Source organism: Enterobacter sp. UNJFSC 003 (genome assembly GCF_036903355.1).
Lineage (GTDB): Bacteria > Pseudomonadota > Gammaproteobacteria > Enterobacterales > Enterobacteriaceae > Enterobacter.
Genome location: NZ_JBAKHK010000001.1, coordinates 829254 through 846478 on the forward strand (window position 1 = coordinate 829254; position 17225 = coordinate 846478).

Annotated in this window: 15 protein-coding genes; all 15 read left to right on the forward strand. The window is 55.4% G+C overall.

Annotated elements, in window-relative coordinates; genetic code table 11:
- The first annotated feature begins 367 nt into the window (after positions 1-367).
- The 15 genes from V5P19_RS03850 (at position 368) to V5P19_RS03920 (ending at position 17213) form a co-directional block, all read left to right on the forward strand.
- Positions 368-862 (forward strand): SH3 domain-containing protein, encoded by a 495-nt coding sequence (locus V5P19_RS03850; RefSeq protein ID WP_334400285.1) that lies wholly within the window; start codon positions 368-370, stop codon positions 860-862.
- A gap of 22 nt (positions 863-884) precedes the next feature.
- On the forward strand, positions 885-1388 hold the full coding sequence (gene tssJ, locus V5P19_RS03855) for a type VI secretion system lipoprotein TssJ (RefSeq protein ID WP_334400286.1): 504 nt from the start codon (positions 885-887) through the stop codon (positions 1386-1388).
- Between the two features lie 28 nt (positions 1389-1416).
- Positions 1417-2760, forward strand: coding sequence for a type VI secretion system baseplate subunit TssK (tssK, locus tag V5P19_RS03860; RefSeq protein ID WP_334400288.1), 1344 nt, complete (start codon positions 1417-1419; stop codon positions 2758-2760).
- A 17-nt stretch (positions 2761-2777) separates the two neighbouring features.
- A complete protein-coding gene (locus tag V5P19_RS03865; RefSeq protein WP_334400290.1) occupies positions 2778-4016 on the forward strand; it encodes a DotU family type VI secretion system protein in 1239 nt (412 codons plus the stop codon).
- Between the two features lie 2 nt (positions 4017-4018).
- Positions 4019-7639: a type VI secretion system membrane subunit TssM gene (tssM, locus tag V5P19_RS03870; protein WP_334400292.1), complete on the forward strand. Its 3621-nt coding sequence runs from the start codon at positions 4019-4021 to the stop codon at positions 7637-7639.
- Positions 7640-7655: 16 nt separating this feature from the next.
- Complete coding sequence (tagF, locus tag V5P19_RS03875) at positions 7656-8372, forward strand: type VI secretion system-associated protein TagF (RefSeq protein ID WP_334400294.1); 717 nt, start codon at positions 7656-7658, stop codon at positions 8370-8372.
- Between the two features lie 11 nt (positions 8373-8383).
- Positions 8384-9400 carry a type VI secretion system protein TssA gene (gene tssA / locus V5P19_RS03880; RefSeq protein ID WP_334400296.1) on the forward strand — a complete coding sequence of 339 codons (1017 nt, stop codon included), beginning with the start codon at positions 8384-8386 and terminating at the stop codon, positions 9398-9400.
- Positions 9401-9475: 75 nt separating this feature from the next.
- Positions 9476-10000, forward strand: a complete 525-nt coding sequence (gene tssB / locus V5P19_RS03885) for a type VI secretion system contractile sheath small subunit (RefSeq protein WP_008502644.1) — start codon at positions 9476-9478, stop codon at positions 9998-10000.
- A 3-nt stretch (positions 10001-10003) separates the two neighbouring features.
- Positions 10004-11503, forward strand: coding sequence for a type VI secretion system contractile sheath large subunit (gene tssC / locus V5P19_RS03890; RefSeq protein ID WP_334400298.1), 1500 nt, complete (start codon positions 10004-10006; stop codon positions 11501-11503).
- A 338-nt stretch (positions 11504-11841) separates the two neighbouring features.
- Complete coding sequence (locus V5P19_RS03895) at positions 11842-12261, forward strand: T6SS amidase immunity protein Tai4 family protein (RefSeq protein WP_334400300.1); 420 nt, start codon at positions 11842-11844, stop codon at positions 12259-12261.
- Positions 12262-12440: 179 nt separating this feature from the next.
- The gene (locus tag V5P19_RS03900) at positions 12441-12923 is read left to right on the forward strand and encodes a type VI secretion system tube protein Hcp (RefSeq protein ID WP_334400302.1); all 483 of its coding nucleotides are present in this window, start codon (positions 12441-12443) and stop codon (positions 12921-12923) included.
- A 57-nt stretch (positions 12924-12980) separates the two neighbouring features.
- Complete coding sequence (locus V5P19_RS03905; protein WP_334400304.1) at positions 12981-13523, forward strand: hypothetical protein; 543 nt, start codon at positions 12981-12983, stop codon at positions 13521-13523.
- Positions 13514-13921, forward strand: a complete 408-nt coding sequence (locus tag V5P19_RS03910) for a putative T6SS immunity periplasmic lipoprotein (RefSeq protein ID WP_334400306.1) — start codon at positions 13514-13516, stop codon at positions 13919-13921. Before V5P19_RS03905 ends, V5P19_RS03910 begins: the two co-directional genes overlap by 10 nt.
- A 716-nt stretch (positions 13922-14637) precedes the next feature.
- Complete coding sequence (tagH, locus tag V5P19_RS03915; protein WP_334400308.1) at positions 14638-16419, forward strand: type VI secretion system-associated FHA domain protein TagH; 1782 nt, start codon at positions 14638-14640, stop codon at positions 16417-16419.
- Positions 16416-17213 carry a protein phosphatase 2C domain-containing protein gene (locus V5P19_RS03920; protein ID WP_334400310.1) on the forward strand — a complete coding sequence of 266 codons (798 nt, stop codon included), beginning with the start codon at positions 16416-16418 and terminating at the stop codon, positions 17211-17213. The genes tagH and V5P19_RS03920 overlap by 4 nt, the downstream gene beginning before the upstream one ends.
- Positions 17214-17225: the final 12 nt, after the last annotated feature.

Genomic DNA, 17225 nt, shown 5'->3' on the forward strand with positions numbered 1-17225 from the left:
ACAATGGTTCTCTCTTGTTTTTTATCGTTTTTAATCATGGTCTTATATTAGTTGAACGCCTAATAATAGGACGTTCGAGGTGCTGTCGGATTTTTTCATAGGATTAATCCTATAATGAATCGGGTGCTTCATTAAGCATCAGTTCTGCAGAAGGAAATATTGAATTGATGGCAAGCTCATGTAAACTTGTTTACCGTTTGTCAAAATATGTCAGGTAGACGCTGGGCCTTATTCTGAAGGGCTCGTGCGGTAGCTATGCCTTAATAATAGTAACGCACCGAAAATATCCTGATTATTTTAACGATAGCACTTAAGTCAAACTTCACTCCCTTTATCTCATCATCGAAATATCGCTATGGAAAAGCATATGAAAATGCGCGTATTGTTTTCACTTCTGTTTGTAATGGCGGTGGCGGGCTGTAAAGCCCCGCAAAAACCTGCAATCACCGACGACACCATCGTGACCAGCCAGGTCAACGGCGTCACGTTAACGCACCGTCACGCTGTCGTTCCGCCAACAGAGTTCACCCAGGTTAATGAGGCCTATCGTGCCATGTACCCAGCGTCACTGATGAGTCGCCCTGACTTCGGTGGAAAGGTCATTAGCACCCTCGTCACCGGTAAAACCTATGTGGTGCTGGGGCAGGTGGAACATTACTGGATGGCGCTGGCCGATGAAGGGCAAGAGCAGCTGATTGGCTACGTCCCAATGCGTGCCGTCATCAAGGCCGACCAATACGAAGCCACCGTGCGTAAGCAAGCCCAACGCCCTAAAGCGCGTAAAAAAGCGACCTGTGTTGATGTGGACGGTAACAGCAAAGCCTGCAAAGACAGCGCTAACGGTACCTGGATCCTGAACTAACGGCTTTTCTGAGCGTATTTTTATGAATAATAAAAATTTTCATAAGCTGTGGTTAGTCTTTTACGCGGTGATTTTCGCCCTGGTCAGTGGATGTTCGTCGTCTTCACACAGCGACCCCTCCCGCTACAATCTGCAGTTTCAGGCTCACCCCCAAATTAATGATTCTGCGCCGCTTAAAGTCAGAGTGCTGCTGTTGAAGTCCGATGCGGATTTCATGTCCAGCGACTTCTATTCCCTGCAGAACAACGCGTCAGCTACGCTTGGCGCGAATCTGCTTAACAGCGATGTGTTCTTCCTGATGCCGGGCCAGCTTTCGAAAACCCTCAGCGGGCAAAGCTCCCCGGACGCGCGTTATATCGGCGTGATGGCGGAATATCAGGCGCTGGATGGAAAGAAATGGCGCGTGTCACTCCCTTTGCCTGTTCCCGGCGAAAATCATATCTATCAGTTCTGGAAATGGTCCGCAGATGAACTCCAGGCCAGCGTTTTTCTTGACGTCAATGGCATCCGGGTCATCAGCCAGTAACGCGCTTCATTACAGGAAAGAGTAAATCATGTCGAAAGCAGAAAAGGTCGTCTGGACCGAAGGTATGTTCCTGCGCCCACACCATTTTCAACGGACAGAAAGTTATCTGCTCAACCACGTCCGTGAATGGGGTGCGCTGCAACGCGCGTATCTTTGGGGCTTTCTTGATGTAGAACTGGATGAGGCGATGCTCCGTCAGGGCTGTATTGCCCTGAGCTACTGCAGCGGCGTGCTGCCTGACGGGACCTTTTTCCAGGTGCGCAACGGGCGTAACGGCCCGGTACCGCTGAAAATTCCTGACAATCTCGCCAATGAGAAGGTCGTACTCGCCCTGCCGGTGCGTCGTGGGGATCGTGAGGAGGTCATTTTTAGCGAGGAGTCGGCGTCTCTGGCGCGTTTTATCGCCTTCGAACAGGAGGTGGAAGACGATAACGCCATGTCGGTGGGCGATGCCACCGTGCAGTTCGGCCGTTTGCGCCTGACCCTGATGCTGGAAAAAGATCTCACGGCAGAGTGGACCGCCATCGGCGTGGCGTTTGTCGCCGAAAAGCGCAACGATAACCACGTGCGGCTGGACAACAGCTATATACCGCCGATGCTGAACGCCATTAACAGCCCGCAGATCTACAGCATGATCAACGATCTGCACGGTTTACTGGTGCAGCGTAGCCAGCAGATTGGCGGGCGCCTGCGCCAGCCTGGCCGCTTTAATACCTCCGAGCTAATTGAATTTACGCTCCTGTCCCTCGTAAACCGTCACCTGGGCGAAGTGTCACATTTGAAAACGCTGCCGCTGCTGCATCCGGAAGCGATCTGGCGCAGCTGGATGCCCTTTGCCACCGAGCTCGCGACCTGGACCTCGCAGCGTACCGCCGAAACGGTGCTGCCAAATTACGACCACGATGACCTCTCAGGCTGCTTTAGCAAGCTGATGCTGATGCTGCGTCAGGGGCTGTCGCTGGTGATGGAAGACCACGCTATCCAGCTGCCGCTGCACGAGCGTTCTCACGGACTCAACATTGCCACCGTGCCGGAAACCAGCATGGTTCGCGAGTTTGGCTTCGTGCTTGCGGTCAAGGCCAACGTGCCGGGCGAACATTTGCAGATCCATTTCCCTGCTCAGATGAAGGTTGCACCGGTCTCGAAAATTCGCGATCTGGTCCAGCTCCAGCTGCCGGGTATTATGCTGCGCGCCATGCCGGTTGCGCCGCCGCAAATCCCCTGGCATGCAGGCTACAGCTACTTTGAGCTGGAGAAAGGGAGCGAGCTGTGGCACGAGATGGATAAGTCCGGTGCATTCGCCCTGCATCTTGCAGGGGAGTTCCCGGGTCTTGATATGGAGTTTTGGGCCATCCGTAGCCCGACTGAATAATAAAGCGAGCGCTTAATATGCAGGAACGACAGGATACCGGCAGTGATGCCGCGTTTACCGGAGCCAGTAGCAACAATCAGCTGGTGGCAGCCGCCAATCCGCTGCTCAATGCGATTCCGCAAATCCGTCATTCGGTGTCTCATGACGATCAGGTGGCCTTGCGCCAGCGCCTGATCGATGAAATTCGCCGTTTCGAAGTGCGCTGTCAGCAGGCAGGCCTGGCCTATGAAGTGATCGTCGGGGCGCGCTATTGCCTGTGTACGGCGCTGGATGAAGCGGCCGCGCTGACGCCGTGGGGCAGCAGCGGGGTCTGGTCAAGCAATGGCCTGCTGGTGACGTTTCATAACGAAACCTGGGGAGGCGAGAAGTTCTTCCAGCTGCTGGCGCGCCTGTCGCAAAATCCGCGGGAGCATATCCTCCTGCTGGAGATGATCAACTACTGCCTGTTGCTCGGATTCGAAGGGCGCTACCGGGTGCTGGATAATGGCCGTACCCAGCTTGATACCATCAAGCAGCGGCTGTGGCAGATGATCCGCGGCGTGCGCGGCAGTTATCCGCTGCCGCTCTCGCCGCATCCTGAAGATCGTCCTGTGTTGCGTAAGCTGTGGCGTCCGATGGTGCCGCTCTGGGCCTGCGTGGCGCTGGCAGGGTTTATCGCCTGCCTGTTCTATATCGTGCTTAACTGGCGTCTTGGCGACAACACCAGCCCGGTGTTGGCGAAGATTTACCAGTCTCAGCTGCCGGAAACCACCATCCAGCAGCCTGCGCGGCAGCTGCCCGCGGTGCTTAACCTGCGTGGTTTCCTGAAACCGGAAATCGATGCCGGCCTGGTTGCGGTGAAAGATGAAGCGGATCGCAGCGTGGTGATCCTCAAAGGCGACGGGCTGTTTGCGTCTGCCTCTACCGTCGTGCGTGACCGCTATGAGCCGGTAATCAACCGTATCGCCCAGGCAATGAATAACGTCAGCGGCAAAATTCTGGTGGTGGGCTACAGCGACAACGTCCCGATTCGCAGCGCGCGCTTTGCCTCCAACTACGAACTCTCTTTGGATCGCGCCCGCTCGGTGCAAAAAATGCTGCAGGGAAGCCTCTCGCAGCCTGAACGTGTAAAAGCGGAAGGGCGGGGCGAGATCAATCCTGTGGCGCCGAACAATACGCCTGAAAATCGCGCCCGTAACCGCCGTGTGGAAATTACTCTGCTGGTGTCGCCTGAAAATACCCAGGCCGAGCTGAACGGATTGCCGCAAGGAAACTAAGGATGCTGACTACACTTCTTTCCATACTGACCAACCGCATTCTGTGGAGCTTCCTGGGCGTTACCGCGCTCGCGGCGGTGATCTGGATGATTGGTCCGCTGTTGTCCATCGTCGACACCCGACCGCTCGAATCAGAACAAAACCGCATCATCAGTATCGCGGTGGTTTATCTGCTATGGGCGCAGGGCCATATTCTGCCACGGCTGTATAACGCCTGGCTGAACCGCAAGCTGATGGACAAGCTCAATGAGAACACTACCAGCCCGGACGCGGCGGATCCGCAGAAGCGGCTGAACAGCGAAGAGCAGATCCTGGCTGGACGTTTCGATGAAGCGGCGCAGATGCTGAAAAAAGCGCATTTCAGCAAAGCGGGACAGGGCGCGCAGTGGACGCAGCGCTTCAGCACGCAATACCTTTACCAACTGCCATGGTACGTCATTATTGGCGCACCGGGTGCCGGTAAAACCACGGCACTGGTGAATTCCGGGCTGCAGTTCCCGCTGGCGGATCGTTTCGGTAAGACCGCGCTGCGGGGCATTGGCGGCACGCGCAACTGCGACTGGTGGTTCACTAATGAAGCGGTGCTGCTGGACACCGCAGGCCGCTACACCACCCAGGAGAGCGAGCAGGTCCAGGATGCCGGGGAATGGCTGGAGTTCATCGGACTGCTGCGTAAGTATCGCCGCCGCCAGCCGATTAATGGCGTCATTATTACGATCAGCATTTCCGACCTGCTGACGCTCTCTCCGGAAGCCTCCCGCCAGCAGGCGGTGAACCTGCGCCAGCGACTCTCCGAGCTGCACGAACAGCTGGGCATTCGTTTCCCGGTTTACGTCATGGTCACCAAGGCGGACCTGCTTAAAGGATTCCGCGCCTGGTATGCCGATTACGACAAAGCGCAGCGCGACCAGATTTGGGGCTTTACGCTGCCGTGGGAACAAACCAAACACGCTGATTTCGACCTGATGGGCAATTTCCAGCAGGAGTTTTCCCTCTTACAGCAGCGTCTGGATGCCGGATTACCCGAGACCATGCTGAAAGAGCATGACGCCAAAGCCCGCGCAGAGGCGTATCTCTTCCCGCAGGAGTTCGCCGCGCTGCGTCCGCTGCTGGCAGACTACCTGAGCACGGTCTTTGCCCGCTCTAACTTTGAAACGGAATTTTCTCCACGTGGCGTCTACTTTGCCAGCGGTACGCAGGAGGGCATGCCGTTTGACCGCGTCATGGGCGAACTGAACCGCGCGCTGTCGCTGCCGGAAGGCGCAGAGGGCGATAGCTGGGATTCCGTCAGTAAAGACGCGCCTATTCCAGGCGCGAAAGGTCAGAGTTTCTTTATCAAGAACCTGATGCAAAACGTTATTTTCCAGGAAGCCGGCATCGCAGGCGAAAACCGCTGGTGGGAACTGCGCAACCGCGCCGTCATTTGGTCCGGCTATGCGGCGCTGCTGGCGCTGTTGGCGATCCTCGGCGGCCTGTGGCTGACCAGCTACGCCAAAAACAAAGCCTATCTGGAAGAGGTCGATGCTAAAGTTCCTCTGCTGGATCAGCAGAGTAAAGCCCTGCAGAATCAGACGCAGCGCGATCTGTTTGCCCTTCTGCCGCTGCTGAATGGCCTGGTCGATCTGCCGAAAAGCGAGGCCTTTGACGTCAACGATCCGCCGGTCTCCCGCAGAATGGGGCTTTACCGTGGGGATGACGTCAGCGATGCCTCGCAGTCTCTGTACCAGAAGGCCTTGGATCAGATGCTGTTGCCTGCCGTCGCGATGCATATCACCACCTGGTTGCGCAACGACAACGGCAGCGATGTGGAATACAGCTACGAGGCGCTGAAAGCCTATCAGATGCTGTATCAGCCGAAGCACTATGACGGTAAATTCCTGCACTCGTGGGTAATGCTCAACCTGCAGCGTAACCTGCCGCAGAACGTTACGCAGGCGCAGCTGCAGCAGCTCGAATGGCACCTGACGCAGCTGCTGGAGCCGAAAATTCAGGCTTCACCTTATGCGCTCGATGAAGGGCTGGTGGCCCGCGAAAGGGCGCTTATCAACCAGCAGCCGCTCTCTACCCGCGTGTACGGGCGCTTAAAGCGCCTGCTTGAGCATGACGAAAACCTAAAGCCTGTCTCTCTCTCCGACCTGGGCGGCCCGCAGAGCGAACTGGTGTTCTCCCGCAAAAGCGGCAAACCGGTGAGTGAGGGCGTGCCGGGGCTCTATACCCCGGACGGTTACTGGAAAAGCTTCAACGGCCAGATTGACAGCGTGACGACAGCGCTGCACGAAGATGACGCCTGGGTGCTGGGCGCCGCATCGGCCGAGGAGGATAAGCAGCAGATCGATAACGCGGTACGTCAGCTCTACATGCGGGACTTCATTGCTAACTGGGACCGTTTTCTCGCCGATATTCAGCTGAACAGCAGTGCCGATCTTTCTCAGCGCATTAACACCGCGCGTCTGCTTTCCAGCGCAAACTCACCCCTGCGCCGTCTGGTGCAGAACCTGAGTCAGGTGCTAACCCTCTCGCGCAATACCCCAGCGCCGGAAGATGCTGAAAAGGCGCAGGCCCAGAGCAATCGCGCGACCCGCACGCTCGAAGCGTTGTTCAGCAACAATGACAATGCCCCAACGCAGGGCGCGGTGGCGACGCAGGCACCTGAACAGCTGGTGACCGACCACTATGCGCCGATGATCGAGCTGGCGCAGCCGCTGGAGAAGGGCGGCAAGACCATCGTCTTTGATGACTTTCTCAAGCAGGTTGATGAGCTGTATCGTTACCTGACCGCCGTCCAGGATGCCGCCAACAGCGGTATGCCCGCGCCGGGCGGCGATGCAATCAGCCGCCTGCAGGCCAGCGCGGGACGACTGCCGGGCGGACTGCAAACTATGTTCAGTAACATGGCGGTGGGCGCCAGCAGCGATACCCAGCGCCGCGATCTGGAAAACGTTCGCAAGCGCATCAACGTTGAGGTCGGCGGCTTCTGCCGTCAGGCGATTGCCGGTCGCTATCCGCTAGTGCGTAGCGCCAGTACCGAAGTCACGCCGGACGACCTCGCGCGCATGTTTGCTCCCGGTACCGGGCTGATGGACACCTTTTTCCGCGACAATCTGACCAACAAAGTGGATACCACTCAGGCGAACTGGCGTTTTATGCCGGGTATCGACGGTAAGACCTTGCCGGGAAGTGAAGGTCTACTCAGACCGTTCCAGCAGGCCCAGTCCATTCGCGATGCCTTCTTTGCCAACGGCGCGACAACGCCGTCTTTCAAGGTGACGGTACGCACCATTCGAATGGATAACACCATTCTCAACCTGACGCTGGACGTTGACGGTCAGCTGTTGCGCTACAGCCACGGTCCACAGGCGGTGCAGATCATGAACTGGCCGGGACCGGGCGGCACCAACCAGGTACGCATGCAGCTGGGTCTTGCCAACGGCAGCACGGCGACGCTGGTCACCAACGGTTCCTGGGCGCTTAACCGCTTCTTTGACAAAGCGCGCACCAGCCCGGGTGCGGGTAGCCTGAGCCGTCAGGCCACCTTCAACGTTGACGGACATCAGGTGACGCTGGAGTTTGCCCCTAACAGCATCCGCAACCCGTTCCAGCTTCCACGTTTCTCATGCCCATAACCGCAAGGACAGCCGTATGACGAATACCCCTGCGATGAACCGCTACAGCTGGTATGGCAAATTACCCAGCGCCGGAGATTTTTTGCAGCGTCGCTTTCCTGACACGCTACAGCGCCAGTGGTCACACTGGTTTCAGGTCGGTCTGCTCGCCTGGCAGCAGGAAGAGCAGCGCACCGGCGAGCGCCAGTTTGATAAAGCCCCGGTCTGGAATTTTGTCGTTCCGCCAATGCTGGGCAGCCAGATGATCCAGATGGGCTGCCTGCTGCCCGGACGTGACAGCGTGGGCCGCCAGTACCCGGTCTGCATCCAGCTCAGCTTTGCGCCGGCTGACTGGTCTTCACGTTTGCTGGGACAGGCTGAAAGCTGGTACCAGCAGCTTGGGAGACTGGGGCTGCACGCGGTGCGCAACAGCTTTTCCGCCTCGCAGCTGGATGACCTGCTGATGACGATCCCCGCGCCGCAGCCCGTTGAGCCGCAAAAGCGCTCGGACATCCTCGACGTCATTGGCTATGACGAGGACGGACAAAACACGCTGGGCTGGCCTCAGGCGGCGGAGTGTTTCGACCCGCTTCGCCAGACCAGCTACTGGTGGACCAACCGCTGCGATGGTTACCCGCTCTACACCCACGTGCACAGCGGAAACTTTACCGGGCAGCTTTTCACGCTGCTGTTCGATCCGGCAGGCGGTGCCCGGCCCGGGCGTCACGGTCTTTATCCGCCTATGTTTGAATAAGCAGGGACACCATGAATATTGATGAATTTCTCGCGCCGATAAGCCCGGAAAAACCCTGTGGCGATAACCTTGAATACGATGCCGATTTTCAGGCTATGGGGCAGGCAAGCCAGGGCAAAGCGGAACAGCAGTTCGGCGACACCATCATTCCCGCTGAACCGGCTGACTGGAATACGGTAGAAAAACTCGCCACCAGCCTGCTGGGGCGCACCAAAGATCTTCGCGTCATGCTGGCGTTAACCCATGCCTGGACACGACGTCGCGGCCTTCCGGGCTACGCCGACGGGCTGTTACTGGTTCAGGAAGCGATTGCGCGTTACTGGGAGCCGCTCTATCCGTTACTGGAGGAGTATGGCGAAACGGATCCTTTCTACCGCATTAACGCCCTTGCGGGATTAAGCGACAAGTCCGAACTCACCGTCGCGCTGCGCAACGCCTCACTGCTGCGTTCAAACGGGGATGAGATCTCCCTGCGGGACGCGCAGGCCCTGCTCGACGGCAGTAAAACGGAATGTCCAGATTATCCCGGCGGCCGTCCACGATTGATCGACGAGCTGGCCCGCGGCGAGCAGCCAGGAACCGAAGCGGTGGTACTCATCAACGAAAGGCTGATGGCTATTCGCGATCTGCTGACCGGGTATCTGGGTGAAAGTGGCGTCCCGGAAATGGACCAGCTGCTAAAAACCGTGGGGCTGGTTGCCAGTGCCTGCCAGGTGACCGACATCAGCAAGCTGTTGCCGAATCGTGATGCGCAGGCTGAACAGCCCGCATCGCAGCAGTCAGCCGTTACGCAGCCCGTGCAACAGGTCACGGACTGGCGCAGCGTGCAGGTGACCAGCCGCGCCGACGCGCAGCTCATGCTGGAAAAAGCGAAACAATATTTTGCGCAGTACGAACCAAGTCACCCCGCACCGCTGATGATTGAACGGGTGCAGCGGCTGTCAGAACTTAACTTTATGGACATTATTCGCGACCTGGCGCCAGACGGCGTTAACCAACTGGAAAATATCTTTGGACGCCGCGAATGACGCGTCCAGGCATTATGACGACAGGCATGGAGTTTGTCGTTTCACCTTCACCGCGCATCTTTGATGGAGAACATCATGGCAATGAGTAACAGTGGGCAGAAATTTATCGCACGTAACCGTGCCCCCCGCGTGCAGATCGAGTACGACGTAGAGATCTACGGCGCAGAACGTAAAATTCAGCTGCCGTTTGTGATGGGCGTCATGGCCGATCTGGTCGGCAAACCGGTGGAAAATCTGCCGGCGGTCGACGAGCGTAAATTCCTCGAAATCGACATTGATAACTTTGACGAACGCATGAAGGCGCTTAAGCCGCGCGTGGCGTTCCAGGTGGATAACACCCTGACCGGCGAAGGTAAACTCAACGTCGATCTGACCTTCGACAGCATGGACGACTTCCTGCCGGATGCAGTGGCCCGCAAGGTCGAACCGCTGAACAAGCTGCTGGAGGCGCGTACTCAGCTTTCCAACCTGCTGACCTACATGGACGGTAAAAACGGGGCAGAAGAGTTAATCGCAAAAATTCTGCAGGATCCGACGCTGCTCAAATCCCTGAGCCAGTTGCCGAAAAATGACGAAAGCGCGAAAGGTAGCGAGGAATAATCGATGAGCAACCAGACTCAACAACACGAGCAGCAGGCGGGTCAGGCGTTCAGCCAGGATGAGTTCAGCGCGCTGCTGAACAAAGAGTTTCGTCCCAAAACCGACCAGGCGCGTTCCGCCGTGGAGAGCGCGGTAAAAACGCTGGCGCAGCAGGCGCTGGAAAATACCGTTACCTTCTCAAACGACACCTACCGCACGATTCAGAACCTGATTGCCGGTATCGACGAGCAACTCTCTCAGCAGGTGAACCAGATCATTCACCACGACGAATTCCAGAAGCTGGAAAGCGCGTGGCGTGGCCTTAGCTACCTGGTGAACAACACCGAAACTGACGAGATGCTGAAAATCCGCTTTATGAGCATCTCCAAGCAGGAGCTGGGCCGTACCCTTAAGCGCTACAAGGGCGTGGGCTGGGACCAGAGCCCGATCTTCAAGAAAATCTACGAGCAGGAGTACGGTCAGTTTGGTGGCGAGCCGTTTGGCTGCCTCGTGGGCGACTATTATTTCGACCACAGCCCGCAGGACGTTGAACTGCTGGGCGAAATGGCGCGCATCGGTTCTGCGGCGCACTGTCCGTTTATCACCGGTACCGCACCGGGCGTGATGCAGATGGAATCCTGGCAGGAGCTGGCCAACCCGCGCGACCTGACCAAAATCTTCCAGAACACCGAATACGCCGCATGGCGTTCACTGCGTGAATCTGAAGATGCCCGCTATCTGGGTCTGGTGATGCCGCGCTTCCTGTCGCGCCTGCCGTACGGCATTCGCACCAACCCGGTCGACAGCTTTGACTTTGAAGAGCAAACCGACGGCGCAAACCACAACAGCTACTCCTGGGCGAACGCCGCGTACGCGATGGCTGCCAACATCAACCGCTCCTTTAAAGAGTACGGCTGGTGCACGTCGATTCGTGGCGTCGAGTCTGGCGGTGCGGTTGAGAACCTGCCGTGCCATACCTTCCCGAGCGACGACGGCGGCGTGGACATGAAATGTCCGACCGAGATTGCCATCAGCGACCGTCGTGAGGCCGAGCTGGCGAAAAACGGATTTATGCCGCTGGTGCACCGTAAAAACTCTGATTTTGCAGCCTTTATCGGCGCGCAGTCTCTGCAAAAACCGGCGGAGTACCACGACCCGGATGCGACCGCTAACGCGCGCCTGGCGTCCCGCCTGCCGTACCTTTTCGCCTGCTGCCGTTTTGCGCACTACCTGAAGTGCATCGTGCGCGACAAAATCGGCTCCTTCCGCGAGCGCGAAGAGATGGAGCGCTGGCTGAACGATTGGGTAATGAACTACGTGGACGGTGACCCGGCTAACTCCTCTCAGGAAACCAAGTCCCGCAAACCGCTGGCGGCTGCGGAAGTACAGGTGCAGGAGATTGAAGACAACCCGGGCTATTACGCCGCGAAGTTCTTCCTGCGTCCGCATTACCAGCTGGAAGGCCTGACCGTTTCCCTGCGTCTGGTTTCTAAACTGCCGTCGCTGAAGACGAAAGACGCATAATGAAGGTGGCCGGCCCATCGGGGCCGGCGCCCTTACTGTGAATACGAGATAGCTAATGAATTTACCTGTGAAAGGGATGACAAGAAAATTCATCAGCTATTTAACGATTTATACGTTGTTAATTATTTCATTCATGCTGTGCGTGACGGTATCCGGCTACTATCTGTTTATCTTTGACTGGCCGAAAGATATCCCCCGGATCGCAATGCATGGGTTCTTATGTGCTGGACTTAATGTATTAGCGATAGGGATATACGTTGTCGCAGAGAAATGGAAAGAGAAAAGTTAGTGCTTCACACTGGCAGATGCACTATTGAGCATATGGCAAAGGATATAAGGTGAAACATTTCTGTTTTTTTCTCGCATTTATGACTTTTTATGTGCGTGCCGGAAATAACTATCCTGATTTTTATCATCAGCAAACATATCGGCAGGTTTTAAAAGATTTCGTTCTCGCGCGTTGCCTTGCGCAGGTGGCAGATAAAGGCAGCCAATTTTCTGCTGATGCGGCCCGCAGTGCGAGTGCATTTATTGAGTGGATACCTTTTGATGCCGAAAATGGCACTGGTAAAGTGGACGCTCTCATTGGAAAATATAAAAATCAAATTAACGGCTTTCATTCAGAGCGAAAACCCGATGTCAAAGGCGTAACCTTAAACTGTTTACGTCTTTATCATAGCGACGAACTGAATAAATTGGTTCCTCAGCTCATCATTGGCGATCCTGACCGTATCTGGATTCAGGATAACCCGCAGTAGTAAAAAACTTCACATTCTTTCCATTTATTAGGGGGAATGTAAGACTGTCAAATGACTCGGGTCATTTGATATGAGGCAGAGGTAAAATATGGACGGTTTTATTCAGCCCCATGCTTTCCTGTTTGCCATATAAGTGCTTTTTCGAAAGCAATAATGTTCATCCACGAAGAGTAGATATTATGGCTATTGATATGTTCCTGAAGGTCGAGGGTGTTACGGGCGAATCTAAAGATTCTAATCACACCGGCTGGACTGATATTACCTCCTTCTCCTGGGGCGCTTCCCAGCCAGGTAATATGAGCGTTGGCGGTGGCGGCGGTGCCGGTAAGGTTAACTTTAACGATCTGCACGTTAATGCTCTGATCGACAAATCTGCAACAGCAATCCTTAAGCATTGCGCGAGCGGTAAACACCTGACCAAAGTTGAACTGTCCGTTTGTAAAGCGGGCGGCCAGCAGGTGGAATATTCCCGTATCACGCTGGAAGATGTGCTGGTGACTTCTGTTCAGTATACCGGTGCCGACAACGGTGATACGGTCGGTGTGACCTACGCATTCCAGGCTGCGAAAGTGAAACAGCAGTACTGGGAGCAGACCACTGCCGGTGGTAAAGGTGCTGAAAGCAGCGCTGGCTGGAATATCAAAGAAAACAAAGAAGCGTAATTGCATATGTGACCGGGGAGTTTTCCCCGGTCATTATCAACCGGGAAGGAAGATAACATGGCAAGTTTACAGGAAGGAGGCGCCCGTCCTCTCACCATTGGCGAAATAGCATTGGCACGCTCAGTTTTTGGTGACGCAATAAAATATTCAGAAGTTAAAGTGCATAATAAAAGCTATTTGCCTTTTGATATGCAATCAAACAATGTCGCGATGACACCCAATGGCGAACTCTATTTTCGTGAGCCGCATTATCGGGACGACTTCTCGACAGAGGTTCCGCGATATAAACACTGGTTTATTCACGAGATGGTGCATGTGCTGCAGCATCAGGTTGGAATGAATGTTCGAACCCGAGGCGTATTCAGTTGGGCAGCCAGTTACAATTACTCGTTACCCCCGGATAAAAAATTGTCGGATTTTGGTATGGAACAGCAGGCTTCTATCATTTCAGATTATTATTATCTGATTAATTACGGCTTGGGTGATTTCCAAAACATTGCCGGGGTTGAGGGGATTATCGGACCGGATCTCAAGGATAAATATCAACAGGTGTTATCTCTGTATTTCAAAAACCCTAAAGATCGGCGGGTATGGTTATGAAACATTTATTCGGTGTGTTGATGGTCACGGTAATGGCGAGTGCCTGTGTGTCTCATACAGCACAATATCAGTCGCTTTCGGTTACGCTTAAAAACAATGAACCTTGCTTTGCTATCCCTGCTAATTCCGGGTTAGAAGCACCGATCACCAGTCATTCACCCACCATTATGAAAAGAGCAGGAAATGAATGGAAAACAATATCGCCACCGTCAACGTATAGCCCTGCGGTCACGTTAAATGCTCAGCATTGCCACCAGTGGCGTGGTATCGCGTGGCAAACCGGGGAATATGATGTAGCACTGAAAGTGTCGGGTAAAAACAATTCTGTTCGTTATGCCGCGCGATTCACACTGGAAGAAAACTCTTCGGGCCAATTTAAGATCACACAGACCGAATAGAATGTGTTACCCCTCAAACGCTGTCGTTCTCGCTCCGAGTGCGGCAGCGTTTGAGGGGTGATCATATCGGCTGCTGTGAAGCAGATGCTAGTTATATTCCCCGGGCACCGCATCTGGTGTTAAAGAAAAATGACTGCACCATCTTGCCTTTGTAGATCACTGTTCGCGATGATGCTCAGGACGAATGCAGCGTCAGCAACCGTGGGATTAATTTAGGGTGAAAATGGACTGTTTATTATTGCTTCTTATTGTTGTTTTGTTTTTGATTATTGTAATAATGGATCTCTTCAGTAATCGTTATTTTAAAAAGCACGAGGTTGATTATAATGAGTTACTCTCAGACTACAGGCGCAAAGGTTACGATCTGGATCTCGTGACAAATTATTCTTCTTTTTTTGGTTCACTGGCTAATTATCAAAAAATAATCTGGTTTGTTCGCCTTTATAAAGGCGTCAGAATGAAGTTTACTCATGAAAGGTTTGTGCAGGAAGACGCTTATAAATACGTACAGTCATTACCGGAAGAAACAATTGGTTGGATACTAAAGTTACATCGTCGTTATAAATTACAGGCGTTAATATTTACTCTATGGCTCATTGTTGGATTATATTTTATAACCTTCATTAAATAGTTTCAATATTCACTTCTCAAACGCCGCCGTTCTCGCCCCGAGAGCGGCAGCGTTTGAGCGCTAATCATACCAGCAGGAATACGCCATGCGATTCACGATTATTTCTACGAAACCCGGTCATCAGCCGCCTCAGAGCAGCTGTGATTTTTATGCCCCCGGGGGCACCATTGGGCGCGGTACGGATAACAATCTGGTACTGCCGGACAACGACCGCACCATCTCGCGTTTGCAGGCCATTGTTCACGTTGACGCTCAGGGCGAATGTCGCGTCACGAACCGTGGTAGCGTCACCCGCGTGGTATTGAACGATATACCGCTGGAGCGAGGGCGTCAGGTTGAGCTGCAGGACGGGGATATTCTTGGCATCGATGATTACCGCATCGAAGTGACCGAACTCATCCACGACACGCAGCCGGTCAGCCGTATGGCGGCCAGCATGCAACAGCAGGCGCGCCCGACAGTGGCACCGACACCGGCGCCTGCCGTAGAACCGAAGCCGACGAGCGCCGCGCCGCGCGGGAAGTCTGAACCGACCGCCGTGCCAACGGAAATCTGGGACAGCCTGATGCAGGAGTTTTCTATTTCCGACAGCATCTCCAGCAACCGGGTGAAACCGCAGCCCGCCGCGTCGCACGATCCATTCTCTCAGCCCTTTGCGCCGGAGCGTAACGCAGAAGATCCGCTGGCGTTGTTCAGCGACAGCGAGCCGACGCTGGAGCGCAAGAACGTCGATCCGGACACCTTATTCACCGATGAAGCGCTGTTCAACAAAGAGAGCATCTTTGATGACGTAACCCCTTCAACGCTGGTGCCGCCGGTAGAGAGTCAGCCCGTGCAGCCAAAAGAAGGGGCGGCGGATGAACTCGATCCGCTGGCGCTGTTTGGCGGTTCCGCCAGCGCGCCTGCCGCACGCAATGATGACCCGCTTGGCCTGATGGGCGGCGCGCCGCTAACCCATCCGGATGACATCCTCGCCGACACGTCAGCGTCAGCCCCAGCCCCTGAACCCACGCCAGAGCCGGAAGAGGGTATCCTTGCCGACTCTCCGCTCTTTGCGCCCGAGCCACAGGGAGAACCCCGCGTTGAGGACGAACAACCTGCGCGGCCGGACTATGCAGGCTTCACCATGCCTACGCCGCAGGCCGTAGCGCGCAGCAATGCGCAAACCCCCAAAGGCCGTTTGCGGATCGACCCGGTAAAGAACGCGACGTCCACCTCCTCAGCGCACAGCGGAGAGAAGGGCGAAGTGCTGCAGGGCGAACTGCTGGAAGCGCTGCTTGAAGGCATGGGCCTGAGCGAAATGCAGCCAGTGCCGCAGTTTGACCGTGAAAACATGCGTCAGCTCGGGCAGATCCTTGGCATGTTCTCGCAGGGCACCGTGGCGCTGCTCTCCTCGCGCTCGATCCTCAAGCGCGGCGTAAAAGCCGACATGACCATGGTGCTCGACGATGCCAACAACCCGTTCAAGCTCCTGCCAACCGGGAAAACGGTACTGATTCAGATGTTCGGCACGCCGATGCCGGGCTTTATGCCACCGACCAAATCGGTGCGTGACGCGCTGATCGATCTGCAGGCGCATCAGCTGGGGATGATCTCTGGTATTCGCGCCATTATCGCCGCGATGCTGCAATCCTTTAATCCGGAACAGCTGGAAGAGCAGGCGAAGCAGAACGGAATGACCTCCCGTTTGGCGCTGCCGGGGAGCCGCAAAGCCGCGCTGTGGGACTATTTTGTCCGCAGCTACGGCGAGACGGCTGGCGAGATTGAGGATGACTTCCACACCCTGTTTGGCGAAGCCTTCCTTCATGCCTATGACATGGAGGTCAATCAGTACAAAGACTCACAGAGCGGATCGGAAGACAAATGAATATCGCAACGGCTTCTCTCTCCCGCCAGGGGACGCGCGCCAGCAACCAGGATCAGACGGGAGAAACCATTGGGGAACGTTCAGCCTGCTTTGTCGTCTGTGACGGCATCGCTGGCCTGCCGGGCGGCGAGGTCGCGGCCGAGCTGGCCCGCAACAGCATCATCTCCCGCTTTGATGGCGACAGTCATCTTAACGCGCAGCATATCCGCGACTATGTTCAGACGGCGAATCGCACCATCCTCAGCGAACAGCAGGCCGTGCAGGACTATCGCCGAATGGGCACCACGCTTGTGAGCCTGTTCATCGACAGAGATTACCGTCTGGCCTACTGGGCGCATGCCGGGGACAGCCGCCTGTATCTGTTTCGTCGCGGCTGGCTGTGGCATGTTACGACCGACCACAGCCTGGTGCAGCAGATGAAAGATGCCGGGCACCAGACCGAGAACCTGAACAGCAACCTGCTTTATCTGGCGCTGGGGATCGAAAACGGCGGCCCGGAAGCAAGCTACAGCGACGTGGTGCAGGTGGAAGATGGCGATGCATTTTTACTCTGCACGGACGGCTTCTGGCACGGCGTCAGTGAAGAGCAAATGAAACAGTCGCTGCACATGGTCAATACGCCACAAGAGTGGCTGACCTTAATGAACCAAATCATTCAAAAGAATGGCGAGCAGGAGGGAAATGCTCAGGATAACTATACTGCCCTGGCGGTATGGATGGGCAACCCTCAGGACACCACTTTGCTGCACACGCTTTCTGACGCAGCGCAATTTCTTCCCTGCGGAACTGATTAGACACACAAGGAC